Source organism: Mesorhizobium sp. M0938 (genome assembly GCF_040319125.1).
Classification (GTDB): domain Bacteria; phylum Pseudomonadota; class Alphaproteobacteria; order Rhizobiales; family Rhizobiaceae; genus Mesorhizobium; species Mesorhizobium robiniae.
Genome location: NZ_JAMYNS010000001.1, coordinates 322,376 through 348,329 on the forward strand (window position 1 = coordinate 322,376; position 25,954 = coordinate 348,329).

Sequence of the window (25,954 nt, forward strand, 5' to 3'; positions counted from 1 at the left end):
ACCCCTATAAGCTCGCTCTCGTTTCAGGAGCGTTCCGTCGATGAACAGGTAAGGATGATCCTGCGCGCATGCAGTTGGTGCTGCCGGGCGGATCGCGCTATTTTGACCTTGTCTGTTTTTTCGCCGATGGAGCCAGACCATGATCGGACCCAACCCCAACATCAAGCACCCGATCCCATTGCATACGCGCGTCGGTTTCCTGAAGGGATTGGTCACGGCGCCGAACATCGAGATCGGCGACTTCACCTATTATGACGATCCGGACGGGCCCGACAAATTCGCCGAGCGATGCGTGCTGCATCATTATCCGTTCATCGGCGACCGGCTGATCATCGGCAAATTCTGCGCCATCGCCGAGGGTGCCCGCTTTATCATGAACGGCGCCAACCATGCCATGTCCGGCTTTTCGACCTATCCGTTCAACATCTTCGGTCATGGCTGGGAAGAGGGTTTCGACCCAGCCACCTGGTCGAAGGAATATCGAGGCGACACAGTGGTCGGCAATGATGTATGGATCGGCATGGAGGCGGTGATCCTGCCCGGCGTGACGGTCGGCCACGGCGCCATCGTTGCGGCAAAATCGGTGGTGACGCATGACGTGCCACCCTATGCGATCGTCGCCGGCAATGCGGCCAAGGTAGTGAAGATGCGCTTCGACGACAGGACCATCCGGCGGCTTTTGGCAACGGCGTGGTGGGATTGGCCGGTGGAAAAGATCAGCCGCAACCTAAATGCCATCAGAGGCGCCGATATTTCTCTTCTGGAGGCAGCGGTTTGAACGCGTTGAACAAGACCGTGATCGGCACCGAGCTGTTCACGCGGTCGTGGATCTTCATCCGCGGCGTGCCGGCAATGAAATTCCTGCCGCCGGAAGGACCGCCGGAGATTGCCTTTGCCGGCCGCTCGAACGTCGGCAAATCGTCGCTGATCAACGCGCTGGTCAATCAGAAGGGGCTGGCGCGCACGTCCAACACGCCGGGGCGGACGCAGGAACTCAACTATTTCGTTCCGGGAGGATTTTCCGGCGAAGGCGCCGACCTGCCGCCGATGGCGCTGGTCGACATGCCTGGCTATGGCTATGCCACCGCGCCCAAGGAAAAGGTCGACGACTGGACGAAACTCGTCTTCGACTATCTCAAGGGCCGCGTCACGCTGAAGCGCGTCTACGTGCTGATCGACGCTCGCCATGGCATCAAGGCCAAGGACGACGAGGTGCTGTCGCTGCTCGACAAAGCGGCGGTGTCCTATCAGGTCGTGCTGACCAAGACCGACAAGATCAAAGCGGCCGGCGTGCCGCGATTGATCGAAGAAACACTGCAGAAGATCAAGAAGCGGCCGGCCGCGTTTCCGTTCGTTCTCGCCACGTCGTCGGAAAAAAACGAAGGCCTCGAGGAATTGCGCGCGGCGATCGTGCTGGCAGCCAATGGCGGCTAGATGTGAGGTTTTTGGGCGGCGCCAAGCGATTGCTCTAGCGCTTGGCCTCCAGCGCAATCATCTGGTGGCTTTCTTCCGTCGCAAGCCTTTCGGTGCCGTAGGCCTTCAGGAACATGCCGACGCCTGACCTGACGATGTGGTCGATTTCGTCCTGGCTCGGGGCCTTGGTGCGATAGGCGAATATGCACTGGCGGAAAAGGCCAGCCAGGCACAGTTCGGTGAACTGATAGGCGGCAAGATCGACATCTTCGATCTGCAGCAGGCCGCGCTCGATGGCGGCATTGAGAAATTCCACGACCTTGTCATGGCCGCGTTTGGGGCCGCGTTCGTAAAACCGCGCGCCCATGTCGGGTATCCTGTCGGACGCGCCGATCACGGTGCGCTGTGCCTGGATGACTTTGGCCGAGGTGATCTTGAGCGATAGGACCTTGCCGAACTTCACCAGCGTCTCGCGAAGGTCGTCGGCTCGGTCGAGCATATCGTACATGTTCTTGAAGATCGTGCCGCGCTCTTCCTCGATCAGCGCCTCGAACAGCTCTTCCTTGTTGGCGAAATAGACATAGATCGTGCCCTTGGAGACGCCGGCCTCGCGGGTGATGTCGTTCATCGACGCCGCCTCAAAGCCCTTGTCGATGAAGACACGACGGGCGCCGTCGATGATCTGGCTGCGCTTGACCGGGTCCTGTCCCGCCGCGGGGCGGCCGCGACGCAGGCCATCCAGCAGATCGCACTGATCCTTGTCGGGATCGGTCATAACGTCACACCTCGAAAATATTCGAACCGATCGGTTCGATCACCCTTGATATGGCCCTCTCCCTGCGCTAAGTCAACGTCTGCATCGAACCGAACGGTTCAGTCTGACTGACTTTCCAGAGAGATGGCTCGTTTCCAGAGAAATGCCAAGAGAGATTCCATGTCCTCGAACGCAACCCCCACCGCGGACGTCCGCCCATTCCCCAACGCCAAGGTCGCGCCAGCAATCGAGGCGCCGAACGCACCGACTGAGCCCGCAATAAGTCCTCCGGCCGAGACGCCGGCCAAAAAGAAACGTTCGGCGCGCTCCCTTCTATTGCCGATCATCGCGCTTGGCTTGCTCGGCGCAGGCGCCTGGTATGGCTATGATTACTGGACCGACGGGCGCTTCATGATCTCAACCGACGACGCCTATGTGCAGGCCGACATGGCGTTCATCTCGCCGAAAATTTCCGGCTATGTCGATCAGGTCAAGGTGACCGAGAACCAGCAGGTCAAGGCCGGCGATCCGCTGCTGGTCGTTGACAATGGCGACTACAAAATAGCGGTCGCCCAGGCCGAGGCGCAGATCGCCACCTTGACCAAGACGCTCGACCGTATCGACGCCCAGACCGAGGCGGCGCGGGCGTCGCTCGAGCAAGCGCAGGCGCAGAAGACCGCCGACCAGGCCGCTGCCGACAATGCGGCGCGAGTTCAAGCGCGCGCCGCCCAATTGCTCAAGACACATGTCGGGACCCAGGCCCAGTTGGATGATGCCCAGACCGCGGTCGAGCAGGCCAATGCCGCCCTTGTAGGCGCCGATGCCCAGATCGCGGCGGCGCGGGCCAATATCGGTGTGCTCCAAGCGCAGCGTGCGGAGACGGCAAGCACGCTGGCGTCGCTGCAGCTTGCCCGTGACAAGGCCGCGCGGGACCTGTCCTTCACCGTGCTGCGCGCGCCCTATGACGGCGTCGTCGGCAACCGCTCCGTCGAGCAGGGCGACCTGATCAGCCCGGGACAGAAGCTCGCCGTCATCGTGCCGATGGACAAGCTCTATATCGTCGCCAACTTTAAGGAGACCCAGCTCGCGCGGCTGGTGCCTGGCGAAAAGGTCAGGATTTCGGTCGACGCGATCGACGGTGAGGATTTCGAGGGCACCGTCTCGTCGCTGGCGCCGGCATCCGGCGCGGTGTTCTCGCTGCTGCCGCCGGAAAACGCCACCGGCAACTTCACCAAGGTCGTGCAGCGCGTGCCGGTTCGTATCGACGTGCCGGCGGATGTGCTGAAGACAGGCAAGCTGCGCGCGGGCTTAAGCGTCGTCGTCGCCGTCGACAGCCGCACGGCGCCGGCCGCGTCGAACTGAGCGGCCGCTTGGGAGCAATGCCATGGCAACCGCAACCGTGACGGCAGGATCGCCGCCGGCGAGCCCGGCTACGCCTGACACCATTTCCACGCGGCGTGTCATAGCTTTCCTGGCCATGGTGTTCGGGATGTTCATGGCGATCCTCGACATCCAGATCGTCTCGGCCTCGCTGGCCGAGATCCAGGCGGGCTTGAGCGCCAGCTCCGACGAGATCCCGTGGGTGCAGACCGCCTATCTGATCGCCGAAGTCATCATGATCCCGCTGTCGGGTTTTCTCAGCCGGATGCTGTCGACGCGCGTGTTGTTCACCGTCTCCGCGGCTGGCTTCACCGCCGCGAGTGCGCTGGCGGCGACCGCCACAAATATCGACCAGATGATCGTCTACCGGGCCATCCAGGGCTTCATCGGCGGCGGCATGATTCCGAGCGTGTTCGCTGCCGCCTTCACCATCTTCCCGCCGTCGCGCCGCGCCATGGTGTCGCCGATGATCGGTCTGGTGGCGACGCTGGCGCCGACCATTGGCCCGACCGTCGGCGGCTATATCAGCCATGCCATGTCCTGGCACTGGCTGTTCCTGATCAATGTCGTGCCCGGCATCCTGGTCACCGCTGCGGCATGGTCGCTGATCGACTTCGACAAGCCCAATCTCAAGCTGTTCAGCAAGTTCGACTGGTGGGGCCTTGCCGGCATGGCGGCCTTCCTGGGCTGCATGGAATATGTGCTGGAGGAAGGTCCGAACAACGACTGGCTGCAGGATCAGGCGGTGTTCATCTGCGCCACCATCATGACCGTCGGCGCGGTGCTGTTCTTCTGGCGCGCTTTCACAGCCGAGGAGCCGATTGTCGACCTGAAGGCCTTCACCAACGTCAACTTCGCTTTCGGCTCGCTGTTCTCCTTCGTCGTCGGTATCGGCCTCTACGGCCTGACCTATCTCTATCCGGTGTTCCTCGGGCGCATCCGCGGCTACGATTCCCTGATGATCGGCGAGGCGCTGTTCGTCAGCGGCCTGGCTATGTTCTTCACCGCCCCCATTTCCGGCATCCTGTCGAACAAGATGGACCCGCGTCTGATGATGATGATCGGCTTCTTCGGCTTCGCCACGGGTACCTGGTGGATGACGCATCTCACCGCCGACTGGGATTTCTATGAACTGCTGATCCCGCAGATCCTGCGCGGCTGCTCGATGATGCTGTGCATGGTGCCGATCAACAACATTGCACTCGGAACCTTGCCGCCCGAGCGGTTGAAGAACGCGTCGGGCCTGTTCAACCTGACCCGCAATCTTGGCGGCGCTGTTGGCCTGGCCGTCATCAACACGGTGCTGATCGACCGCAATGCCTTCCACTACGCCAGGCTCTCCGAACATGTGCAATGGGGCAGTGCGGCCGCGCAGGAGAAGCTGCAGAACATGACGCTCAACTTCGAGCAAACTGCCGGGCTCGACGCTTCCAAGGCGGCGATCTCTAAACTGTCAGGCATGGTCCAGCAGCAGGCGTCGCTGCTGTCCTTCATGGATGTGTTTGTCATGCTGACGGTGCTGTTCGCGACGCTTGGGCTCTTCACCCTGGTGATCCGCAAGCCAGCCGCACAGGGCGGCGGCGGTGGCGGACACTGAGGAGCGCCGGATCCCCCGCCTGGCGCCCTCGCGCATGACCCCGAAAGGCGATTTTCGGGGTCATGCGCAAATCAACTGTTAGGATGTCTGGGAGCGGCGGACCCTCCGCCCCTCTATCTCTTTGTTTCCATCTCAGGCCGTGGCCGGCTTGAAGGTCAAGGCCACGCCGTTGATGCAATGACGCAAGCCGGTCGGCGGCGGACCGTCGTCGAAGACATGGCCGAGATGACCGCCGCAGCGGCGGCAGTGGACCTCGGTTCGGGTCATGCCCATAGACCGGTCCACGGTCTCGCCGACGGCGTTGGGGATCTCCTGCCAGAAGCTCGGCCAGCCGGTACCGGAATCGAACTTGGTTTCGGAGGAATAGAGCGGCAGGTCGCAACCGGCGCAGGCAAAAATGCCCTTGCGATGTTCGTTGAGCAATGGGCTGGTGCCGGGATATTCGGTGCCTTCCTTGCGCAGCACCTTGAAGGACGCGTCGGACAGGATAGCGCGCCACTCGGCCTCGGTCTTGGTGACCTCGAAGGTTTCGGCCGCGCGTGCATCCTGCGGCCGGCCCATGCGCAACAGCGCTGCGGCACCTGCAGCCACCCCAATGACAGCCGCACCGCTCAAAAAAAGATCGCGACGGTTCATGACCATTCCTCCTGTTATCCGTTTGCCAAATTCGACCGCCATACGGAAATCAAAAGCCGGTGACGGCTAGCTCCTGAAAACGGAGACTCCGCACCGACCCCCCGCTTGGAGGGCGAGGATGGCGCGGAGTATACGCTTGCCGATAGCGCGGGTCACGCGAGCGGAAACCCGCGCCATCGGCATGGAGCCACAGCCATATCTTCGCTGGCAGCAGGCCGTTCGTTACATCTTCGGTAGGAGAACCTTGTCGATGACGTGGATGACGCCGTTCGACTGCTCGACATCGGCGATCGTCACGTTGGCAACATTGCCGTTCTCGTCGGTCACCGTGACCTTGCCGCCATCGGCCTTGAGCGTCAGCTCGCAACCACCTGCTGTCTTGGCCTTGTGCGCGCCACCATCGTCCATGACCATCTTGGTGACGTCGGCAGCCAGCGCCTTGGCCCCGATGACATGGCAGGTCAGGACCTTGACCAGCTTGTCCTTGTTTTCCGGCTTGAGCAGCGTGTCGACGGTGCCGGCCGGGAGCGCTGCAAAGGCCTCGTTGGTCGGCGCGAACACGGTGAAGGGGCCGTCGCTCTGCAGCGTGTCGACGAGACCACCGGCCTTGACGGCCGCGACCAGTGTCGTGTGATCCTTCGAGTTGACGGCGTTCTCGACGATATTCTTGGTGGCATACATGGCGGCGCCGCCGACCATCGGATTTTCGGCATAGGCGGCGGTGGCGAGCGCTGAGACGGCGATCGTTCCGGCAAGCAAAAGGGTGGCGAATTTACGCATTATCTCAATCTCCTCAGTTTATCTTTCCCCTCTTTGGGGGCGCAAGGAGATACGGCGGGACCAGTGCGTGAGTTTCTCCAATCATGGAAAAATTTTAATTTTCATGGCGATTATTCAAAGCATGGACTTCTCGAGCTCACGCTCCCTAATCTAATGCCACCACGGAGATTGATTTAACCATTCTCGAGAAGGCGAGACGACAGGGGCGATCAGATGCTCTTCAAATCGCCCGCAGCGACCACGGGGCCGGTCGGCTGACCGGTCGGCGAACCGCCGGCCGGCTCGAGGCTGACCGCAAGCACGGCGCCCTGCGCAAGCTTTTCCTGAACGGCCGGTGAGAGGGTCATATGCGCGGTCTGACCGGCTGGGATGACACCCATCGAGACCGGCGGGTTCTTGCCCTCGATCATCCACAGTTCGAAGTCCTTGCCGGCGGCACGCTCGCCCGAGACATGCGACAGGCCGACCTCGCGATGGGCGGCGTCATAGACGGCAAGATATCTGACGTCGCTGCCGTCGGCGGCCAGCGAGGCGACAAGCCGCGGCTGTTCGACCGGCGGGTTGAGGTAAGGCACGGCGATGGTGATCGCCAGTGCCGCGACAGAAGCTGCGGCAAGACCGCGCCAGAAGGCAAGGCTCGACCAGAGACCGGCGCGAGGCTCTGCGACGAACAGCCGGCGATCTATCGCCTCCTTGACCCTGATCGGAGGCTCTGTCTCCGGATAGGCGCCTGCCATCGGCGAAAGATGCGCCTCCCATGCATCGACAAGGCGCGCGAAAGCGGCGTCCGCGTCGATACGACGTGACGCGATCTCGCGCTCGTCCGCGTCTAGGACACCAAGAACATATTCGGCGGCGAACAGGTCGTCGCCCCCAGGTTCCGGTCCGTTATCGTCTACCGGCGTCATCTTTCCAGACACTCTCTGAGCTTCAGCAGGCTGCGCCGCAGCCAGGTCCGCATCGTGTTCAGCGGCACGTCATGGCGTGCCGCCAGTTCGGCATAGCTTTCGCCGTCCAGATAGGCGCCCCGGACGGCCGCCGCCCGGTCCTTTTCCAATTCGTCGAGACAACGATAGATGCGCTCGGATTCACCGCCCGCAACAGCCGCAGCCTCTGGTCCCGGCGCCGGATCGGCCACCTCGAGCGCAGCATCGATATAGGCGGCAGGCTCTCGCCGCGCCCTGATGCGATCGATCGCATGATTGCGCGCGATGGCCACCAGCCAGGAAATCGGGCTTAGATCCGAAACGGCGAAACGGTCCGCCTTCGTCCATATCTTGACGAAGACCTCCTGCAGCGCCTCTTCTGCCTCTCCCCGGTCCTTCAATACACGAAGGCAGACGCCGAAAAGTTTCGCGCTGGTCTGCCGGTAGAGCAGATCGAACGCAGCCCGGTCCTTCATCGAAGTCCGGACGATCAGGTTGCTGATGTCCTGCGGCGTCATCGGCTGCCAAATTAGGCAATTGCAATGTATTTGCAACGGCGGAAGCGATCTTGTGTCACCGAGAGCATCATCGCTTCGATTGCCAAGAAAACCCGCAGCCGCTAGCCTTCTCATAGCGGGGAGAGCGGCAATGTCGGTGGAACGGGTCTTGTGGGAGCACGACGCAACCGGGCTTGCCAGCTTGGTGCGCAAGGGCGAGATCGCACCGCAGGAGCTTGTAGATGCGGCGATCGCGCGGGCCGAGGCCACCCGCCCTGATATCAACGCCATCGCCGAGCCGCTTTACGAGGCGGCGCGGACGCGGGCTAAAACCATCGACCGCAAGCTGCCGCTGGCCGGCGTGCCCTTCGCACTGAAGGATCTCGGCATCGCCATGAAAGGCGTGCTATCTCACGGCGGCAGCCGCATTCCGGCTTTCGTTGCCGATTTCGATTCGGTGATGACCGAACGCCATCTGGCCGCCGGCCTTGTTCCGATCGCCACCAGCACCTCGCCCGAACATGGGCTGAGGCTGATGACCGAATCCGCCGCTTTCGGCATCACCCGCAATCCGTGGAACACGGCGCATACCAGCGGCGGCTCGTCTGGAGGTGCGGCGGCGCTGGTCGCGGCCGGCGTCGTGCCGGTGGCGCATGCTTCGGACGGCGGCGGCTCGATCCGCGTTCCCGCCGCCTGCACCGGGCTAGTCGGGCTGAAAACCTCGCGCGGCCGTGTGCCGCTGTCGCCGCTCGTCACCGAAAGCTGGTACGGTCTGGTCGTCGACCACGCCGTTGCCCGCTCGGTCCGGGATTCGGCCTTGCTGCTCGACCTGACCCATGGACCCGATCCGCTGTCGCCTTATGCGGCGCCGCCGCCCAAAGGCAGCTTTGCCGCCGCAGCAGCGCGCGACCCCGGCAAGCTGAAACTTGCCGTCTACCGGAAATCGCCGCTCGGCCTGCCGATATCGGCTGAGACACTGACAGCGCTGGATACGGCCGTGGCGCTGGCGCGCGACGGCGGACACACGGTCGAAGAGATCGACCTGCCTTGTATCGATCGCGATTTCATGGCCGATTTCTGCAAGAGCGTCGCCGCGGCGGTGGCCGGTACGATGCGCGCTGAAGCCTTACGCGTCGGACGCTCCGTCTCGGGCGACGTCGAGCGCGCCACACGCCTGATGAGCCGCTTCGGCGAGATCGTCTCGGCCGGCGAGATTTATGCCGGCCTGCAGCGACTGCACGCCACGTCGCGCCGGCTGATCACCGAGACCGCGCAATACGATACCGTGCTGATGCCTGTTATCGCCCATCCGCCGCTCGCCTGCGGCGCCATGGACCCGAAAGGCGCCGACGCTTTCATGGAGGACATCCTCGACAGGCTGCGCCTCGCCCGTCTGCTGAAATTCAAGCCGCTGTTCGGCCAATTGATGGACAAGAGCCTTTGGTTCACCCACTGGCCGGCGATCCAGAACGTCAGCGGCCAGCCGTCGATCACGCTACCTGTCTATGTCACCGATGCCGGCCTGCCGCTCGGCATCCAGGCCGCCGGCCGGCCTGGCGACGAAGAGACGCTTTTGTCGCTGGCCGCGCAGATGGAGAAGATTTCAGGGTGGCAGGCGCGGCGGGCGCCGCTGCAGGTGCCGGCGTAGAGTTTGATCAATCATGACAGCAAAGCCGTTTGCGGCCAGCCGCAATTCCCGCTAAGACGCCGCCGATCCTTTCAAGCTGGGAACCATGCCGATGACGGACATCGCCGCCACCGCCGAAATGCAGGCCGCGCTGCTTTCGAGGGCGCTGCCTTACATGCAGCGCTACGAGAACAAGACGGTGGTGGTGAAATATGGCGGCCACGCCATGGGCGATATTGCGCTCGGCAAGGCGTTCGCTCGCGACATCGCGCTGCTCAAACAATCCGGCGTCAATCCGATCGTCGTTCATGGCGGCGGGCCGCAGATCGGCGCCATGCTGAGCAAGATGGGCATCGAATCGAAATTCGAGGGCGGCCTGCGCGTCACCGACCAGAAGACGGTCGAGATCGTCGAGATGGTGCTGGCCGGCTCGATCAACAAGGAGATCGTCGCGCTGATCAATGCCGAGGGCGAATGGGCGATCGGCCTGTGCGGCAAGGACGGCAACATGGTTTTCGCCGAAAAGGCGCGCAAAACCATGATCGACCCGGACTCCAACATAGAGCGCGTGCTCGATCTCGGCTTCGTCGGCGAGCCGGTCGAGGTCGACCGCACGCTGCTCGACCTTCTGGCGCGCTCCGAAATGATCCCGGTGCTGGCGCCGGTGGCGCCCGGCCGCGACGGCCACACCTACAACATCAATGCCGATACCTTTGCCGGCGCTATCGCCGGCGCCTGCCAGGCGACACGCCTTCTGTTCCTCACCGACGTGCCCGGCGTGCTCGACAAGAACAAGAAGCTGATCGACGAACTGACAGTCGCCGAGGCGAAAGCCCTGATCAAGGACGGCACGGTGTCGGGCGGCATGATCCCCAAGGTCGAGACCTGCATCGAGGCGATCGAGCGCGGCGTCGAGGGCGTCGTCATCCTCAACGGCAAGACGCCGCATTCGGTACTGCTCGAACTGTTCACCGAACACGGCGCCGGCACGCTGATCGTGCCGTGAACGTCGGCGGCTGACGGGCGCTTATCGGCCGAAAACGCAAGGTCCACCCCACCGGGGCATATTCATCGCCGGAGATGCCCGAGCGGCACATGGCCCGGCCCCTTGATGTTTTGCAGCACGAGCTGCGTGTGGACGTCGCGCACGCCGTCGAGCCGCATCAGCCGGTGCATGACGAAGGCATTGAGCTCGTCGACCGATGGCACCATCACATGCAGCAGGAAGTCGTAGTCGCCGGTCATCGTCCAGCACGACGACACCTCATCCATGCGCTGCACCGCAGCGATAAACGCTTCGGGCGAACCGTCGCTGTGGGTTACGAGGCGCACTTGAATGAACACTTCGACCATCAAGCCGACGGCCCGCCGGCTGAGCACAGCGGCAAAGCCCTTGATGATGCCGGCGCCCTGGAGGGCTTCGAAGCGGCGCGCGCACGGCGTCGTCGACAGGCCGATCTCCTGGGCCAGTTCGGACACAGGCTTGCGTCCGTCACGTTGTAAGATGTCGAGCATCTTGATCTCGAAATCGTCAAACTGAGGCACTTTCACTCTCCTACAGCTTAGCTGTGGTGGCTTTTACCTCAAATCACGTGTTCGAGCCATCATCAAAGCGGATTTACCTCACCGGATCCGGCTAGATTTTTATGATGAGGTTAGTCGTGATTTCCAGGGAGAACAGCCATGACGATCAACGTTGCCGACTACGCCCGCGAATGCGCGGCGCAAGGCCTTCGCGGCGACTATTCGGTCTGCCGTTCCGATTTCACCGTGGAGCAGAGCTACAACTACACCGCTGACGAGCAGGCGGTGTGGCGTACACTGTGCGACCGCCAGACGAAGCTGACCAAAAGGCTGGCGCACCGGTCCTATCTCGATGGCGTCGCCACGCTGGGCCTGCTCGACAAGATTCCGGATTTCGGGGTGGTCAGCGAAAAATTGCGCAAGCTTACCGGTTGGGAAATCGTCGCCGTGCCGGGGCTCATTCCGGGACCAGCCTTCTTCGTCCACCTCGCCAACCGGCGCTTCCCGGTGACCAACTGGCTGCGGACGAAACAAGAGCTCGACTACATCGTCGAGCCGGACATGTTCCACGACTTCTTCGGCCACGTGCCGGCGCTGACGCAGCCGGTCTTTGCCGATTTCATGCAGATGTATGGCGAGAAGGCCGAGGACCTGATCGCGCTTGGTGGCGACGAGATGATCAGCCGCCTCTACTGGTACACCGTCGAATACGGGTTGATACAGGAAGCCGGCCAACCGCTGAAGGCTTTTGGGGCCGGGCTGATGTCGTCCTTTGCGGAACTTCAATTCGCGATTGAAAGCAAGGACGCACACCACGTCCCCTTCGATCTGGAAACGGTGATGCGCACGAGCTACGAGATCGACAAGTTCCAGCGCGCCTATTTCGTGCTGCCGTCCTTCGACGTTTTGCGCGATGGATTCCAGAACGTCGCCGAGATGGCAGCGATCGTCGGACGCCACAAGGGCAAGCCGGCGCTCGACCCGGCGAAACTTTAAACGCAGGGGAGGCTCGCAGCCGGCGCGGGCGTTGTGGCGGACGACGATCCCCTGGCCGGCCGGCTGAGCCGGCCGTCTATACGCCGATGACCTTGCCGAGGTGATCGCCCAGCCGGCAGGCCAATGCGACGATCGTCGTCGTCGGGTTGCATTCGCCGGACGTGCAGAACACCGAAGAGCCGCCGACATAGAGATTGTCCATGCCATGCACCTTTGAGTTGGCGTCGACAACGCTCTTGGTCACATCCGTGCCCATACGCGTGCCGCCCATATGGTGGTGGCCGGCCAGTTCCTCGTTCGTCGGATAGTCCTCGCCATTGGTAAGCCAGTCGGCGATGCGCACCCGGCCGAGATCCTTCCGGACGAGCGTCGTCCCGAACAGCCTCAAGCCCTCGAGGAGCGTGCGACGCTCCAGCTCCGACTTTTTCCAATGCAGCTCGATGCGCGGCACGCCGGCATGGTCGACATCGGCCTTCGATAACTGAACCCGGTTCGAGGCCAGCGGCGCCTGTTCCCAGGTGACATAGAGCTGGGCGGCGCAGCGCAGGTCCTGGCTGAGCTGGTAGGACACCCATTCGGCCATCTCGGGCACCGTGCAGGCGAGGTCGGCGATGATGCGTTTGACGCCGGGGTACGGGGTCTCGATCAGCCTGATGCCGAAATTCATGATCTCAAGGCGTTCCATCGCGGCAAGCGTCGGCGAGAAAAAGGCCTCGTTGGTGGCGTCGACCTCGAACGCGCTATAGTCGGCAAGGATGGCATTGCCGCCCTCGAAGGTCGGATGCTCCATCCAGTAGCGTCCGAGTGCCGTAGCCTTCGGCACCACGCCGCCATTCGAGCGCTGGTTCGACCACAGAAGCAGCCGCGAGTTCTCCAAGCCGCCAGTACAGACGATGAAATAGTCAGCGGTGAAGGAGCCGGCATCCTGGCCGTTCGCCCACAATTTAGCGCCGGTCACTCGTCTGCCATTGCCGGTAAGCTCAGTGGCATAGGTGTTGAGCACCACGGCGACGTTCCGGCTCTTGTCGAGCTCGTCGGCGAATTTTTCGCCGAAGCGCACGGCCGGGCTTTTGATCAGTTGCACCCAGCGAATGTCGTTCGAGATCGATATGTCCGGCCGGAAATCGGCAAGTTCGAGGATATCGTGGACTTCAGGCAGATAGGGCTCGATATCGGCGCGGCTGATTGGCCAGCCGGTATCCGGCGCCCAGGCCTTGGGCTCGAAATCTTGGCTGTCGAGCACGCGGCACCAGCCGGCCCAGTGATTGGAGCTGCCGCCCATGAAGCGCAGCCGGGTGACGTCGAGATCGAAATAGGGATCGCCGACCGTGGCGCCGCGGTAGAAATCCTGCGAATCATCGCTGAACTCACGGGAGCCGGCCTCCAGCACCACAACCGGAATGCCGGCCGCGCCGAGCTTTCTGGCGATCGTGGTTCCGGCTGGCCCAGAGCCGAGAATGCAGACCTTGGCGGTGAAATTCGCCGCCCGAAATGCCTCGTAGCTGTCGAAGATCAAGCCAGGTCGCTCCTTTTGAGGACCCAACCATTGATCTCGACGATCGCGTCCGGATCGGCATCGGGCAGCTTGCGGAACAGCGACAAGGCCGGCAACGCAATCAGCGCCTGCATGATCGTGCGGCGCGACATTTTCCTGCTGAAGAACCTCATGACACGTCTCTCGATGGGGCTTCGATCCATGCATGGCGTTCCCAGAACGGCACTTGCTCGCCAAGAGAAGCCAATTCCGTGACAAACCTAGCCGCACATTTGCTTAAACCGTGTAAACGGCCGGCTCAGTGAAAAGAGGCTTACGCTTTTCTTAGCGAGCGGGACCGCTCAAGCCGCTTCGGAAATATCGGTATCCAGGATGGTAAGATTGCGGCCGCGGTGCTTGGCCTGGTAAAGGCGCTGGTCGGCGGTCCGCATCAGGTCGGATACGGTGGCATCCTCGCCGCAGGTGACGCCGCCGATGCTGACGGTGAGGGATATGGTCCGCTCGTCGACTGGACGGAAGCGGATCAGCTCGACTTCACGGCGGATGCGCTCGGCAACGCGTTTGGCTTCCTGCTCGGTGGCGCCGACCAGGAACGCACCGAATTCCTCGCCGCCGATGCGGCCGATCACGTCGCCGCTGCGCACGCCGCGCTCGATCGCGTTTGCAATGAGGAGTAGCGCGTCGTCGCCAGCCAGATGGCCGTAGCTGTCATTGATGACCTTGAAATGATCGGCATCGACGACCAGCAATGCACCGCGATCGGATTTACGCCGGGAGGCGTCGAGCGTAGCAAAGAAGCTCTCGCGGTTGAGCATGCCGGTCATGTCGTCGCGGCTCGCCTTTTCCGACAGGCGCCGATGCGCGGCGGCGAGCTGCGCATGAGCGCGGGCGAGGTCGCGATGGGCGCTTTTCAACCTCTCGCCCTGCCAGAAAGTATAGGCACTGGCGACCCAGGCAAGGGCGAGCGGGCACACTGTCGATGTCAGCCACATCGTGCGGTTGAACGGAAAGCCCATTGCCGGAACGACGATCAGCGTCAGCAAAAGCGAGACCGCGAGGGAGGCGAAAGCGACGGCGGCAGACTTCAGAAATATGCGGCTCATCGCTGGCTCCCCCCTGGACCGTCTGTGTGCCAGCAAGCCCTGAATGCCACCTTTCTGCGATGCCTAAAATTTGAATCATGAAGTCATTTTCGTCACTCGAAACCCGCATAAGTTGTGGATAAAGCCTCTGCCAAAAGCATTGTTTCGTGCCATAAGGATTGCATGACCACGCTCCCGGATCCCGCCCGCTTCGCCCATGTTACCGACTGGGTATTCGACCTCGACAACACGCTCTATCCGCACCATTCGAACCTGTTCTCGCAGATCGACGTGAAGATGACTGCCTATGTCGGAGAACTGCTGACGCTGCCGCGCGACGATGCCCGCAAGCTGCAGAAGGAGCTCTACCGGGAATACGGCACGACGCTGAACGGTCTGATGGCGCGCCACGGCATCGATCCCGACGACTTTCTCGAGAAGGTCCATGACATCGACTATTCCTGGCTGGTTCCCGATCCCGTTCTCGGCACCGCCATCCGCCAGCTTCCCGGCCGCAAATTCATCTTCACCAATGGCGACCGCAGGCATGCCGAACGCACCGCGCGCCAACTCGGCATCCTCGACCATTTCGACGACATTTTCGATATCGTCGCCGCCGGACTGAACCCCAAGCCGGCGCGCCAGACTTACGAGAAGTTTGCGGAACTCCACGCGGTCACCGGCCACAATGCGGTGATGTTCGAGGATCTGGCCCGCAACCTGTCCGTGCCGAAATCGCTGGGCATGACCACGGTGCTCGTCGTGCCGCGCAACTTCGAGCCGACCTTCTCTGAAATCTGGGAACGTGACCCGGCCAACGAGGACGATGTGGATTTCGTCACCGACGATCTTGCAACTTTTCTGACGGCGATCGTCGAGGTCACGGCGTAGACGCGGCGGCGTCATCCCAAGGCGAAGAAAGAGGCGTTTCCGCCAATCTCCGACCGAAACGAGCTAAATTCCAATCAAGCCTGCGCCGTCACAGCTTGTAAAAGCGGCTGATAATTCCCCAGGCCTCGTCGGCGGTGTCGACGAAATCGATGATGTCCTGGTCGCCCGGGGTGATCGTGCCTTGCTCGGCGAGGAAATCGAGGTCGATCGCCCTTTTCCAGAACGCCTTGCCAAACAGGATCACCGGCACGCGCTCCATGCGGCCGGTCTGGATCAGGGTCAGGGTCTCGAAGAATTCGTCCATCGTGCCAAAGCCGCCCGGAAACACCGCGACTGCCTTGGCGCGCATGACGAAATGCATCTTGCGGACCGCGAAATAGTGGAAGTTGAAACAGAGCTCCGGGGTCACATAGGCATTCGGCGCCTGTTCATGCGGCAACACGATGTTGAGGCCGATCGACGGCGCACCGACATCGTCGGCGCCGCGGTTGCCGGCCTCCATGACGCCGGGTCCGCCGCCTGTCACCACGACGAACTCGCGATAATAGGAGGTGGCCGACTGCTGCGAGCAGAGGCGGGCGAATTTTCGCGCTTCCTCGTAATATTTGCTGTTTTCCTCAAGGTTCTTCTTCTGCGTCTCGTTCTTGGCCGCCCAGGCTTCACCGCCTGGCTCGGGGATGCGTGCGCCACCGAACAGGATGACGGTCGAACGGATGCCACGCTCGGCCAGGATCATTTCCGGCTTCAACAGTTCGAGTTGCAGCCGCACGGCACGCAATTCGCGCCGTGTCATGAAATCGGGATCGTTCCAGGCCAGCCGGTAGGTCTCGGCGCGCGTCTGCGGCGTGTCCGGCACGCTTTTCGACCGCTCCAGATCCTCATCCGAATGCGGCAGCGGCGTCCACCCCGCCTTTTCCATAGGAGTCATGTTACCTACCCGTCCAATTATTCACTTGCCCAATTATTCACTGGCGCCGTCCCGTGACACAGCCGCGATTGACCCTCACCAAGCCTTCACATAGGGTCCGGCGACTTTCGAAACAGGTTAAGGTGCGGCCCCTTAACAGCTTGGTAATGGAGCGAATTCATGTCGAAGCCCGATCTGGCGAGCCTCGAAAAGACCGTCGAAGAAGCTTTCGAAGAACGCGACACGATTTCGACGGCGACCCGCGGCGTGACGCGCGACGCCATCCAGTCGGCGCTCGACCTGCTCGACCGCGGTATCGTCCGCGTCGCCGAACGCCAGGCCGACGGCAAATGGCATGTCAACCAGTGGCTCAAGAAAGCGGTGCTGCTATCGTTCCGGCTCAACCCGATGGAGATCATCAAGGGTGGTCCCGGCCAGGCCGTGTGGTGGGACAAGGTGCCGTCGAAATTCGACGGCTGGAGCGCCATCGATTTCGAGAAGGCGGGCTTCCGCGCCGTGCCGTCGTCGATCGTGCGGCGCTCGGCCTATGTCGCGCCGGGCGCGGTGCTGATGCCGTCCTTCGTCAATGTCGGCGCCTATGTCGACAGCGGCACCATGGTCGACACATGGGCCTCGGTCGGCTCCTGCGCCCAGATCGGCAAGAATGTGCATCTGTCGGGCGGCGTCGGCATCGGCGGCGTGCTGGAGCCGATGCAGGCCGGTCCCACCATCATCGAGGACAATTGCTTCATCGGCGCACGCTCCGAGGTGGTCGAAGGCTGCATCGTGCGCGAAGGCTCGGTGCTCGGCATGGGCGTCTTCATCGGCCAGTCGACCAAGATCGTCGACCGCGCCACCGGTGAGGTCTTCTACGGCGAAGTGCCGGCCAATTCCGTCGTCGTCGCCGGCTCGTTGCCCGGCAAGCCGTTGCCCAGCGGCGAGCCCGGTCCGAGCCTCTACTGCGCTGTCATCGTGAAGCGGGTCGATGACAGGACCCGTTCCAAAACCTCGATCAACGAACTGCTTCGCGATTGATCCTTCGCAAAAAGACGGACTGACCCGATTGCTCGACAGACCTCGATTTCTATGGCTTTTCTTCAGCCTTTCCGGGCGAGTGAACCCCAGTGCCTACGTTTTGGCCGGTCTTTTGCCGCTCCTCGTTCAGCTTTTTTTGCTCTACCAGTTCTCGCGAACGCCGCTCGGCACTGTCGCAAGTCAGTATTGGGCGCTCGCCTGGTGGATCGCCGTGGTCGTCTCGACATGGTCGACCTTTGCGCTGACGGCGAAGCGGTTCCATGATTTCGGCAAGCCTACCTACTATGCATTGATCTCTCTCGTCATCGGCGCCATTCTCCTTGTCATTCTGGCCTTTTTCAAAAGCGATCCCGGGCCCAATCGCTACGGCAAACACACCAATGCACCGGCCGAATCCTGAACGTCGATCGGGCCTCTTACCATGCGGTACCGCACGCTTGATTCGAAACTGATCATCCAAACCGCCGAGCAACTGGAAAAACGCGTCGCGGACCGTTTTCCCGATGCAGGCCTGCGTGGCGTCGCCATTGAACTTGTGTCGCTGTCGCGTGATCTGGCGGAGGCGGCGAAGGCGCTGGAAGCGCCGATCTGGTGGCTGCGCGGCATCGTCATCGCCGCCATTGCCGCCGGTGCGCTGACGTTCCTGTTCGTCGGCACCATCCTGCCGCTCGGCCGTATCTCGGAAAGCCGCGATGCTATCCAGTCGGTGCAAGGCATCGAATCCTTGATCAATGTGGTCATTCTCGCGGCGCTTGGCTTCCTGGCCTTGATCCGAACCGAGGAACGCATCAAGCGCAAGCAGGTGTTTCGTAAGCTTCACGGCTTGCGATCGTTGATCCACGTCATCGACATGCACCAGCTGACCAAGGACCCGGCTGTGCTTTCAACCGATTTCAAACCGGCGTCGCATTCGCCGGCGCGCATAACCGACCGTGCCGACCTCGCCCGCTACCTCGACTACTGCTCAGAAATGCTGTCGATCACCGGCAAGATCGCCGCGCTGTTCGCCCAGTCGATCAACGACAATGTGGTCGTCGATGGTGTCAACGACATCGAGACCCTCGCCTCCAACCTGTCGCGAAAGATCTGGCAGAAGATCACGCTGATCGAAGGCCGGCACTGATCGCTTCCGGTGTCAGGCCGGGCGATCCACGATTTTCCTGCTCTGCCTTGCGAACCAGTGCCGTGACACGCTTTATCAGCGGCGCCGGCGTGCCTGCTCTGTCAGCCAGGCGCAGAATCGCGCATTGCAGCTCGCCGATCTCGGTCGGCCGGCCGCGCTGCAAATCGTCCCACATCGACGAGCGTGCCTCGGGATCGATCGCAAGCATGCGCCTCGCCAGGACCTTGAACAGCCAGTCGGGCAGACGGAGCAGTTTTGGCAGCAGCGCCGGGCGCAGGCCGGCGATCCGCGCCGGCTCGATGCTCGACGCCCGCATTGCCGCCAACGCCTCGTCGATCTGGCCGGTCAGGATCAGCCGCCAGCGGCGGTCGGCCAATTGCGTTGCCAGCGGCAGGCCGCAAAGCGCCACCAGCGCGTTATTCAAATTAAGCAGCAGCTTGCCCCACAGCACCGCGGTCATGTCGCCATGCGCGGCGACTGCGAACCCATCGACGTCGAGCATTTCATCGAGGCCGGCGACCCCTTCTTCGATCATCACCTTGCCCTCGCTGGCGCGATGCACGCGAAGCGGCAATTCGCCATCCGGTGACTGGACCACGTTGAACGGCACCATGCCTGCGAGCACACGCCGCCCGGCGAGCTAGCGCATGACCCCGAAAATCGGAATCGATTTTCGGAAAGGATCATGCGCAAAAATCAAAGTGCTACAGCGTCCTTTGCGCGTCCAAGAGGACGCGCGGCGCTGTAGCCCGCAGCCTGTCGGCATTGTCGACGCCGTTCTGAAGGCTGACCACCACCGCGTCCGGGCGGGCGTGGGCGGCAATGAGCGCCGCTATGTTTTCAGTCGCGCCGCTCTTGACCGTCACAAGAATGATTTCGGCACTGCGCAAAGCGGCCGCCGGATCGGCGGTGGCCGAAAGCCCCTCCGGCTTGATGGAGCGGTCGCGGCCATCAAGGTCGGTGACCCGCAAGCCGCGCTTGCGCAAGGCCTCTGCAATGCGTGGCCGTGCCAGCAGAATCACCTGCCGCCCGGCGAGTGCCAGGCAGCCGCCGGCATAGCAGCCGATGCTGCCGGCGCCGGCAATGACGATCGTTTTGCTCTCGTGGCCATCCGATGGTGCCTGCGACTATACGACATGAAAACCATAATGTCGGCGGGATGACTGGCCCTTATGTCTGGCCGTGACAGGCCCTACGCTTTCGACTATCGCTTTTGCCCATGACGCTGCCGACCGATCCCGCCAGAAATCTCGCCGCCCTCATCCGCTGCGCCTCGGTGACGCCCGCTGAGGGCGGGGCATTGAGCACGCTGGAAACAATGCTGAAACCGCTCGGCTTTTCCGTCGAGCGCCCGGTGTTTTCGGAAGACGGCACGCCCGATATCGAGAACCTCTATGCCCGACGCTCCGGCAACGGCCCGCATCTGATGTTCGCCGGACATACCGACGTGGTTCCGGTCGGCGACGAGGCTTCATGGACGCATCCGCCTTTCGCGGCCGAGATCGCCAACGGCGAGATGTTCGGCCGCGGTGCCGTCGACATGAAGGGCGGCATCGCCTGTTTTATCGCGGCGGTGGCGCGCCATCTCGAAACGAAAGGTGGTCTGAAGGGCTCGGTCTCGCTGCTGATCACCGGCGACGAAGAAGGACCGGCCATCAACGGCACGACAAAGCTGCTTGAATGGGCGGCCGCCAAGGGCGAGAAATGGGACGCGTCCATCGTCGGCGAGCCGACCAATCCCGACGCGCTGGGCGACATGATCAAGATCGGCCGCCGCGGCTCTTTGTCGGGCAGCATCGTCGTCAATGGCAGGCAGGGCCACGCCGCCTATCCGCAGCTTGCCGACAACCCGGTGCGCGGTCTGATGACGCTGGTCGATGCCTTGCTGCATCCCGTCTTCGACCAGGGCACAAAGGACTTCCAGCCGACCAATCTGGAGGTGACCTCGATCGACGTCGGCAATCCGGCCACCAATGTCATTGCGGCGAAGGCGACCGCCAACTTCAACATCCGTTTCAACGACACTTGGACCGCCGAGACTATCCAGGCGGAAATCCACAACCGTCTCGACCAGGGGGCGAAGCGCAAGAAGTACCGGGCCGGCAAGACGGCGCCGGTCGATTACGAGCTCGTCTGGCGCGACAGACCGAGCCACGTCTTCCTCACCCGTGACGACCGGCTGATCGAAACGCTCAGCGGTTCGGTCGAAACGGTGATCGGCAGGAGGCCGATGCTTTCCACCTCCGGCGGCACTTCCGACGCGCGCTTCATCAAGGACTATTGTCCGGTGGTCGAATTCGGGCTTGTCGGCAAGACCATGCACATGGTCGATGAACGCGTCGCGCTTGCCGACCTGGAGACGCTGACGCAGATCTATCAGCGCTTCATCGAAGACTGGTTCGAGCGAGGCGTATCGTAATCATGCTTTCGTCGGATGAAACCTACGCTTCGCTGAACGGCGCCTGGCGACTGATGCTCGGCAAGGCCGACGGGCTGCGCCTGCTCGATCTTTCGGTCGACGGTTTCTGGAATTCCTTCTTCGCCATCGTCGTAGCGGTACCGGCGCTGATCGTCGGTTGGGTCGGCCTTGCCAACGAGATCGGCGATCCCAATGCATTCGCAGGGCGCTTCAGCATGCTGATCCGCCTGGCGACGGTCGACATCGGCGCGTGGGTGTTGCCGCTTGCCGGCCTTGCCTTGGTCGCTCCGCGCGCCGGCATTGGCGGGCGCTTCGTCCACTATGTCGTCGCCAGCAACTGGGCGTCGGCAATCACAGCCTGGATGATGCTGCCGGCGGCGTTGATCAGGCTTTTCCTGCCGTCCACCAACGAGTTCGTCGTGCTGGCATCGCTGCTTTTGTTTGCGCTGTCGATGGTCCTGACCTGGCGGATGACAAACGTCGCCATCGGCAGGGGCGCGGCTGTCGGCACCGCTGTCTTCGCCGGCATGTTCGCGGCGTCGCTGGTGGTTTGGTTCGGCATGGAGACGCTGCTCGGCATCGGTGCGCCGGCTTAAAGCGTCGCGCTTGAACCAATCATGCACCGCGCTTTAAGGCCTTTGTTTCTATGCATGTCGTTAGCCCAAAACCACTGCGCACCCTCGGGTCAGGCCCGAGGGCATGCTTTTAGGCGAGATGCATTAGTCGACCTTCGGATAGTCCACCCCAACGAGAAAAAGGCCGTCGGGCGGCGCGACCTGGCCACAGGCTGCACGGTCGCGCGCATCGAGCGCCGCCTTCAGGTCGACAATTGTCCAGCCGCCTTCGCCGACGCGCTTCAGCGAGCCTACCATCGAGCGCACCTGATTGTGGAGGAACGAGCGCGCCGAGGCTCGCACTTCGATCACGTCACCCAGCCGGCTGACGTCCAGCCGGTCGAGCGTTCGGATCGGGCTGTCGGCCTGGCATTGGGTCGAGCGGAAAGTGGTGAAATCATGCCGCCCCAGCAGCACCTTTGCCGCCTCGTGCATAGCCTCGGCGTCGAGCCGCTTCGGCACCCACCAGATCTTGCCCTTGTCGAGCGCGGCCGGCGCGCGACGGTTGACGATGCGATAGAGATAGTGGCGCCCGATCGCCGAGAAACGCGCATCGAAGCTATCGGGCACGACAGCGGCCTTGAGGATGGCGATGCGCGCCTTGGCCACTTGCAGATGGGCGTTGACGGCGTCACGCACCTTGTCGTCCGGCCACGCCTTGACGAGATCGACATGCGCCACCTGGCCGGAGGCATGGACTCCGGCATCGGTGCGGCCGGCGCCGCGCAGCGAGACCTCTTCGCCGCAGAATTTCTCGATCGCCTGCTCGATCGCCTGCTGCACCGAAGGCTGGTCGGCCTGACGCTGCCAACCGGCATAGAGACTGCCGTCATATTCGATGTCGAGGCGAAAACGCGGCATTCCTAAAGCAGGATAAGGTTAGGCGGCGAGCGCAGAGCCGAAGGCCGAAGCGTAGACCAGCTTGCCGGTCTCAGGCGCCTCGCCCCAGGCAAGTGCCTGCAATGCGTCGCCCTGGTATTCGCTTTCGAATTTTTCAGCGCGTGCGTGGCTGTAGCCGAAACGGCTGTAATAGGCGGGATCGCCAAGCACCACCGCCAGCAGTTCGCCGGCGTCCTTCAGACGGATATGTGCCTCGCGGACCAGCGCGCCGCCAATGCCGGTGCCATGGAATGACGGCTCGACCGCCAAAGGCGCCAGCGCCACCGCCGGAAAGCTCTTGCCGCCTTTCTGGACGAAAAGCCTGGAAAACAGGATGTGGCCGACCACCTGTCCATCTTCGTCCGCCACCAGTTCGACGACGGCATCGCCGCCGGTGACCAGCGCGTCGACCAATCCGGCCTCCGCCTGCTGGCCGAATGCATGTTCTTCGACGAGGCGGATCGCCTCACGGTCCCGCGGCGTCGCCGCGCGTATCGACATCATGCTCATGAGAATTTCATTCCTTTTTCGAGCTTGGCCCCGCGCAAAAACTCCTGCGCGGCAATGGGCCTGCCGCCCGCACGTTGAACTTCGACCAGCCTGATCGCGCCTGACCCGCAGGCGACCGTCAGCCGGTCGTCGAGAATTCCTCCCGGCTCGCCGGCGCCTTGCGAAAGCGTCGAGCGAATGAGTTTCAGCCGTTCCAGCCGGCCGCCGATTTCGATCTCGCACCATGCGCCAGGAAAGGGCGACAGACCGCGAATATGATCGTGGACTTCGCCGGCAGGCCGCGTCCAGTCCACGCGCGTCTCCGCTTTATCGATCTTTTTGGCATAGGTCACCCCCACCGTCGCTTGCGTGGTAAATGTCAGGGCATCCCTTTCCAGCCGTGCCAACGCTTCCGTCATCAGCGCAGCACCAATGAACATCAATCGATCGTGCAGATCGCCGGCCGTCATATCGGGGTCGATGGCGCATTTTTCAACCATGGCCACCGGGCCGGTGTCGAGGCCTTCTTCCATACGCATCACCATCATGCCGGTTTCCGTATCGCCAGCCATGACGGCGCGCTGGATGGGGGCAGCGCCGCGCCAGCGCGGCAACAGCGATGCGTGGCCATTGAGGCAGCCGAGCCGCGGCGCTTCGAGAATGGGTTTGGGCAACAGCAATCCATAGGCGACGACCACGGCGACGTCTGCCCGCAAGGCGCGGAACGCCTGCTGCTCGGCTTCGCTTTTCAGCGACACCGGCGTCCGCACCTCGATGCCCAACCGCTCCGCCTCGCGCTGCACCGGCGACGGCGTCAGTTCCAGCCCTCGGCGACCGGCGGCGCGCGGCGGCTGGGTGTAGACGGCTTCTATCTCATGCCCGGCTTCCGCGATCGCCCGCAGCGTCGGCACCGAGAATTCAGGCGTACCCATGAAGATGACGCGCAGGGGCATTTTTGAGCCCTATCCCACCAGCTTGCCTGGCGCCTTGTTGCCCGACGTCTTGTCCCTGGCGAGCTTCTTGAACTTCTTCACCACCATGTCGCGCTTCAGCTTCGAAATGTGGTCGATGAACAGAACGCCGTTGAGATGGTCGATCTCATGCTGCAGGCAGGTCGCCATCAGGCCTTCGGCCTCGATCTCTTGCAGCTTACCGTCGCGGTCGAGATATTTCACGCGCACGGCGGCGGGGCGCTCGACCTCGGCATAGTAATCCGGGATCGACAGGCAACCCTCCTCATAGACCGAGCGCTGATCGGCGCTGTCGAGGATCTCGGGATTGATGAAGACATGCGGCGCCGGCGTCTCGTCCTCCTTGGCGAGGTCGATCACCAGCATGCGCAGCGGTTCGCCGACCTGGATCGCCGCCAGACCGATGCCGGGCGCATCATACATTGTCTCCAGCATGTCGTCGGCGAGTTTGCGCAAAGCACCGTCGACGCGCTCGACCGGTTTCGAAACCTGGCGCAGGACGGGATCGGGAAGGATGATGAGAGGCTTGATCGACATGGCGTCTCACCTAAGACGTCGCACGGAAAGCGTCAACCGGGGCGTTTGAAGCGCCGTTCACGTTTTGATCTGTGCCATCAGGCCGAATCATCTATGCTACCCATATGAACGAGTTGACCACCATCCTATCCGAACCGATCGCTCGGCTCGGCGCCACCACGATCACGCTCGGCCACGCACTGGCATTCGGCGCGATCCTGCTCCTGGGCCTGTTCGTGGCGCTGGTCGTCGCGCTGTGGCGGTCGGCCAAGGCGCGTGCGGTGGCTGCCGCCGAAGCCGCCGACCATGCCCGCGACGCCGAGGCGCGGATGGCTGGCATCCTGCAAAGCCAGGCCGAGATGCAGGGCCGCATGGGCGCCATCGCCGAAGTGTTCGGGGCGCGGCAGGCCGAACTCACACAGTCGATCGGCCAACGTCTCGACGCGATGACCGGCCGTCTCGGCCAGACCATGACCGAGCAGACGAAATCGACGCATGAAAGCCTCGCCAAATTGCAGGAACGGCTGGCGGTCATCGATACGGCGCAGGGCAACATCCAGTCGCTGGCCGTCCAGGTCGTTCAGCTTCAGGCGATCCTCTCCAACAAGCAGACGCGCGGTGCCTTTGGCCAGTCGCGCATGGAAGCGATCGTCGCCGACGGCCTGCCGCACGGTGCCTATGAATTCCAGGCGACCTTGTCGAACGGCAGCCGGCCCGACTGCTTGGTGAAGATGCCGAACGGCGCGCCGGCGCTTGCCGTCGACGCCAAGTTTCCGCTGGAAGCCTGGAACGCCATCCGTGCCGCCGAAGGCGTCGATTTGCAGAAGGCCGCAGCGCAAGCGTTTCGGCGCGACATCGAGGTGCATGTCCGCGATATATCGGAAAAATACCTGATCCAGGGCGAGACGCAGGACACCGCCTTCATGTTCGTGCCGTCGGAATCGGTGTTCGCCGAAATCCATGAGAATTTCGAGGGGATCGTCCACAAGGCGCACCGGGCCCGCATCGTTATCGTCTCGCCGTCGCTGCTGATGCTGTCTATCCAGGTCATCCAGGCGATCCTGAAGGACGCACGCATGCGCGAACAGGCGCATCTGATCCAGGGCGAAGTCATCCGGCTGATGGAGGATGTTTCGCGTCTCGACGAGCGGGTGCGCAAGCTGCAGAGTCATTTCGGCCAGTCTGCCAAGGATATCGACGAGATCCTCGTCTCGACGTCGAAGGTGACCAAGCGCGGCCAGAAGATCGAAGCGCTGGAGTTCGGCGCGCAGCCGGCGGAGGGCGAGGCCGGACCAGCCGCGACGACCCATGGGGCCGGCGCGAAGGCCGAAGCGGGTGGGCGCGTCGCCGACTCCAAGACCGGCCAGCTGAGGCTAAGGGTCGTCGAAGGCGACGACTGAAAG

General features: G+C 62.6%; 28 protein-coding genes and 1 pseudogene. 14 read left to right on the plus strand and 15 right to left on the minus strand.

The window, feature by feature from the left end:
- The first annotated feature begins 139 nt into the window (after positions 1-139).
- Positions 140-778, plus strand: a complete 639-nt coding sequence (locus NKH73_RS01535) for a CatB-related O-acetyltransferase (protein WP_352927048.1) — start codon at positions 140-142, stop codon at positions 776-778.
- The gene (gene yihA / locus NKH73_RS01540) at positions 775-1,434 is read left to right on the plus strand and encodes a ribosome biogenesis GTP-binding protein YihA/YsxC (protein ID WP_352927050.1); all 660 of its coding nucleotides are present in this window, start codon (positions 775-777) and stop codon (positions 1,432-1,434) included. Before NKH73_RS01535 ends, yihA begins: the two co-directional genes overlap by 4 nt.
- 34 nt (positions 1,435-1,468) lie before the next feature.
- On the opposite strand, the gene NKH73_RS01545 is transcribed toward yihA, so the two are convergent.
- Positions 1,469-2,188 (minus strand): TetR/AcrR family transcriptional regulator, encoded by a 720-nt coding sequence (locus tag NKH73_RS01545; RefSeq protein ID WP_352927052.1) that lies wholly within the window; start codon positions 2,186-2,188, stop codon positions 1,469-1,471.
- Positions 2,189-2,347: 159 nt separating this feature from the next.
- Here NKH73_RS01545 and NKH73_RS01550 point away from each other — a divergent pair, with 159 nt between their 5' ends.
- The gene (locus tag NKH73_RS01550; protein WP_352927055.1) at positions 2,348-3,529 is read left to right on the plus strand and encodes an HlyD family secretion protein; all 1,182 of its coding nucleotides are present in this window, start codon (positions 2,348-2,350) and stop codon (positions 3,527-3,529) included.
- 22 nt (positions 3,530-3,551) lie between these two features.
- Positions 3,552-5,144, plus strand: coding sequence for a DHA2 family efflux MFS transporter permease subunit (locus NKH73_RS01555; RefSeq protein WP_352927058.1), 1,593 nt, complete (start codon positions 3,552-3,554; stop codon positions 5,142-5,144).
- A 132-nt stretch (positions 5,145-5,276) separates the two neighbouring features.
- Here the strand turns inward: NKH73_RS01555 and msrB are convergent, their stop codons facing one another.
- From msrB to NKH73_RS01575, 4 genes are all read right to left on the minus strand, one after another.
- A complete protein-coding gene (gene msrB, locus NKH73_RS01560; protein ID WP_352927061.1) occupies positions 5,277-5,780 on the minus strand; it encodes a peptide-methionine (R)-S-oxide reductase MsrB in 504 nt (167 codons plus the stop codon).
- Between the two features lie 222 nt (positions 5,781-6,002).
- Positions 6,003-6,560: a fasciclin domain-containing protein gene (locus NKH73_RS01565; protein ID WP_352927064.1), complete on the minus strand. Its 558-nt coding sequence runs from the start codon at positions 6,558-6,560 to the stop codon at positions 6,003-6,005.
- 209 nt (positions 6,561-6,769) lie between these two features.
- Positions 6,770-7,468, minus strand: coding sequence for an anti-sigma factor (locus tag NKH73_RS01570; RefSeq protein ID WP_352927067.1), 699 nt, complete (start codon positions 7,466-7,468; stop codon positions 6,770-6,772).
- Complete coding sequence (locus tag NKH73_RS01575) at positions 7,465-8,004, minus strand: sigma-70 family RNA polymerase sigma factor (RefSeq protein ID WP_127291227.1); 540 nt, start codon at positions 8,002-8,004, stop codon at positions 7,465-7,467. The genes NKH73_RS01570 and NKH73_RS01575 overlap by 4 nt, the downstream gene beginning before the upstream one ends.
- Before the next feature lie 130 nt (positions 8,005-8,134).
- Between NKH73_RS01575 and NKH73_RS01580 the strand changes: the two genes are divergently transcribed.
- The gene (locus tag NKH73_RS01580; protein WP_352927071.1) at positions 8,135-9,631 is read left to right on the plus strand and encodes an amidase; all 1,497 of its coding nucleotides are present in this window, start codon (positions 8,135-8,137) and stop codon (positions 9,629-9,631) included.
- Between the two features lie 91 nt (positions 9,632-9,722).
- On the plus strand, positions 9,723-10,616 hold the full coding sequence (gene argB / locus NKH73_RS01585) for an acetylglutamate kinase (protein WP_352927074.1): 894 nt from the start codon (positions 9,723-9,725) through the stop codon (positions 10,614-10,616).
- Positions 10,617-10,678: 62 nt separating this feature from the next.
- Here the strand turns inward: argB and NKH73_RS01590 are convergent, their stop codons facing one another.
- On the minus strand, positions 10,679-11,155 hold the full coding sequence (locus NKH73_RS01590; protein WP_352927076.1) for an Lrp/AsnC family transcriptional regulator: 477 nt from the start codon (positions 11,153-11,155) through the stop codon (positions 10,679-10,681).
- A 138-nt stretch (positions 11,156-11,293) separates the two neighbouring features.
- Here NKH73_RS01590 and phhA point away from each other — a divergent pair, with 138 nt between their 5' ends.
- On the plus strand, positions 11,294-12,130 hold the full coding sequence (gene phhA, locus NKH73_RS01595) for a phenylalanine 4-monooxygenase (RefSeq protein WP_352927079.1): 837 nt from the start codon (positions 11,294-11,296) through the stop codon (positions 12,128-12,130).
- 76 nt (positions 12,131-12,206) lie between these two features.
- On the opposite strand, the gene NKH73_RS01600 is transcribed toward phhA, so the two are convergent.
- From NKH73_RS01600 to NKH73_RS01610, 3 genes are all read right to left on the minus strand, one after another.
- Entirely contained in the window at positions 12,207-13,646 is a 1,440-nt protein-coding gene (locus tag NKH73_RS01600; protein WP_352927083.1) for a GMC oxidoreductase, read from the minus strand.
- Complete coding sequence (locus tag NKH73_RS01605) at positions 13,643-13,798, minus strand: hypothetical protein (protein ID WP_352927086.1); 156 nt, start codon at positions 13,796-13,798, stop codon at positions 13,643-13,645. The genes NKH73_RS01600 and NKH73_RS01605 overlap by 4 nt, the downstream gene beginning before the upstream one ends.
- 168 nt (positions 13,799-13,966) lie before the next feature.
- On the minus strand, positions 13,967-14,728 hold the full coding sequence (locus NKH73_RS01610) for a GGDEF domain-containing protein (protein ID WP_352927089.1): 762 nt from the start codon (positions 14,726-14,728) through the stop codon (positions 13,967-13,969).
- Positions 14,729-14,890: 162 nt separating this feature from the next.
- Here NKH73_RS01610 and NKH73_RS01615 point away from each other — a divergent pair, with 162 nt between their 5' ends.
- Positions 14,891-15,598, plus strand: coding sequence for a pyrimidine 5'-nucleotidase (locus tag NKH73_RS01615; RefSeq protein WP_352927092.1), 708 nt, complete (start codon positions 14,891-14,893; stop codon positions 15,596-15,598).
- Positions 15,599-15,686: 88 nt separating this feature from the next.
- Here NKH73_RS01615 and NKH73_RS01620 read toward each other — a convergent pair whose 3' ends face one another.
- Positions 15,687-16,526, minus strand: a complete 840-nt coding sequence (locus NKH73_RS01620; protein ID WP_352927095.1) for an LOG family protein — start codon at positions 16,524-16,526, stop codon at positions 15,687-15,689.
- Between the two features lie 159 nt (positions 16,527-16,685).
- On the opposite strand from NKH73_RS01620, the gene dapD reads away from it, so the two are divergent.
- The 3 genes from dapD to NKH73_RS01635 are packed head-to-tail and all read left to right on the plus strand — an operon-like array spanning position 16,686 to position 18,663.
- Positions 16,686-17,540, plus strand: a complete 855-nt coding sequence (dapD, locus tag NKH73_RS01625; RefSeq protein WP_352927098.1) for a 2,3,4,5-tetrahydropyridine-2,6-dicarboxylate N-succinyltransferase — start codon at positions 16,686-16,688, stop codon at positions 17,538-17,540.
- Positions 17,491-17,940: a DUF805 domain-containing protein gene (locus NKH73_RS01630; RefSeq protein WP_352927101.1), complete on the plus strand. Its 450-nt coding sequence runs from the start codon at positions 17,491-17,493 to the stop codon at positions 17,938-17,940. The genes dapD and NKH73_RS01630 overlap by 50 nt, the downstream gene beginning before the upstream one ends.
- 21 nt (positions 17,941-17,961) lie before the next feature.
- Complete coding sequence (locus NKH73_RS01635) at positions 17,962-18,663, plus strand: hypothetical protein (RefSeq protein ID WP_352927104.1); 702 nt, start codon at positions 17,962-17,964, stop codon at positions 18,661-18,663.
- Here NKH73_RS01635 and NKH73_RS32560 read toward each other — a convergent pair.
- Positions 18,638-19,774, minus strand: a pseudogene (locus NKH73_RS32560) (2-dehydropantoate 2-reductase N-terminal domain-containing protein); the annotation flags it as partial. The gene NKH73_RS01635 and the pseudogene NKH73_RS32560 sit on opposite strands and share 26 nt — an antisense overlap.
- A 108-nt stretch (positions 19,775-19,882) precedes the next feature.
- On the opposite strand from NKH73_RS32560, the gene dapE reads away from it, so the two are divergent.
- Together dapE and NKH73_RS01655 are read left to right on the plus strand one after the other, a co-directional pair.
- The gene (gene dapE, locus NKH73_RS01650) at positions 19,883-21,082 is read left to right on the plus strand and encodes a succinyl-diaminopimelate desuccinylase (protein WP_352927107.1); all 1,200 of its coding nucleotides are present in this window, start codon (positions 19,883-19,885) and stop codon (positions 21,080-21,082) included.
- 2 nt (positions 21,083-21,084) lie between these two features.
- Positions 21,085-21,678, plus strand: a complete 594-nt coding sequence (locus NKH73_RS01655; protein WP_352927110.1) for a transporter — start codon at positions 21,085-21,087, stop codon at positions 21,676-21,678.
- A gap of 123 nt (positions 21,679-21,801) precedes the next feature.
- Here NKH73_RS01655 and truA read toward each other — a convergent pair whose 3' ends face one another.
- The 4 genes from truA to def are packed head-to-tail and all read right to left on the minus strand — an operon-like array spanning position 21,802 to position 24,572.
- Positions 21,802-22,557: a tRNA pseudouridine(38-40) synthase TruA gene (truA, locus tag NKH73_RS01660; RefSeq protein WP_352927113.1), complete on the minus strand. Its 756-nt coding sequence runs from the start codon at positions 22,555-22,557 to the stop codon at positions 21,802-21,804.
- 18 nt (positions 22,558-22,575) lie between these two features.
- Positions 22,576-23,085 (minus strand): GNAT family N-acetyltransferase, encoded by a 510-nt coding sequence (locus NKH73_RS01665; protein ID WP_352927116.1) that lies wholly within the window; start codon positions 23,083-23,085, stop codon positions 22,576-22,578.
- Positions 23,082-24,017: a methionyl-tRNA formyltransferase gene (fmt, locus tag NKH73_RS01670; protein ID WP_352927119.1), complete on the minus strand. Its 936-nt coding sequence runs from the start codon at positions 24,015-24,017 to the stop codon at positions 23,082-23,084. The genes NKH73_RS01665 and fmt overlap by 4 nt, the downstream gene beginning before the upstream one ends.
- 9 nt (positions 24,018-24,026) lie before the next feature.
- Entirely contained in the window at positions 24,027-24,572 is a 546-nt protein-coding gene (def, locus tag NKH73_RS01675; RefSeq protein WP_352927122.1) for a peptide deformylase, read from the minus strand.
- 104 nt (positions 24,573-24,676) lie between these two features.
- Between def and NKH73_RS01680 the strand changes: the two genes are divergently transcribed.
- Positions 24,677-25,951 carry a DNA recombination protein RmuC gene (locus NKH73_RS01680; RefSeq protein ID WP_352927124.1) on the plus strand — a complete coding sequence of 425 codons (1,275 nt, stop codon included), beginning with the start codon at positions 24,677-24,679 and terminating at the stop codon, positions 25,949-25,951.
- Positions 25,952-25,954 lie beyond the last annotated feature (3 nt).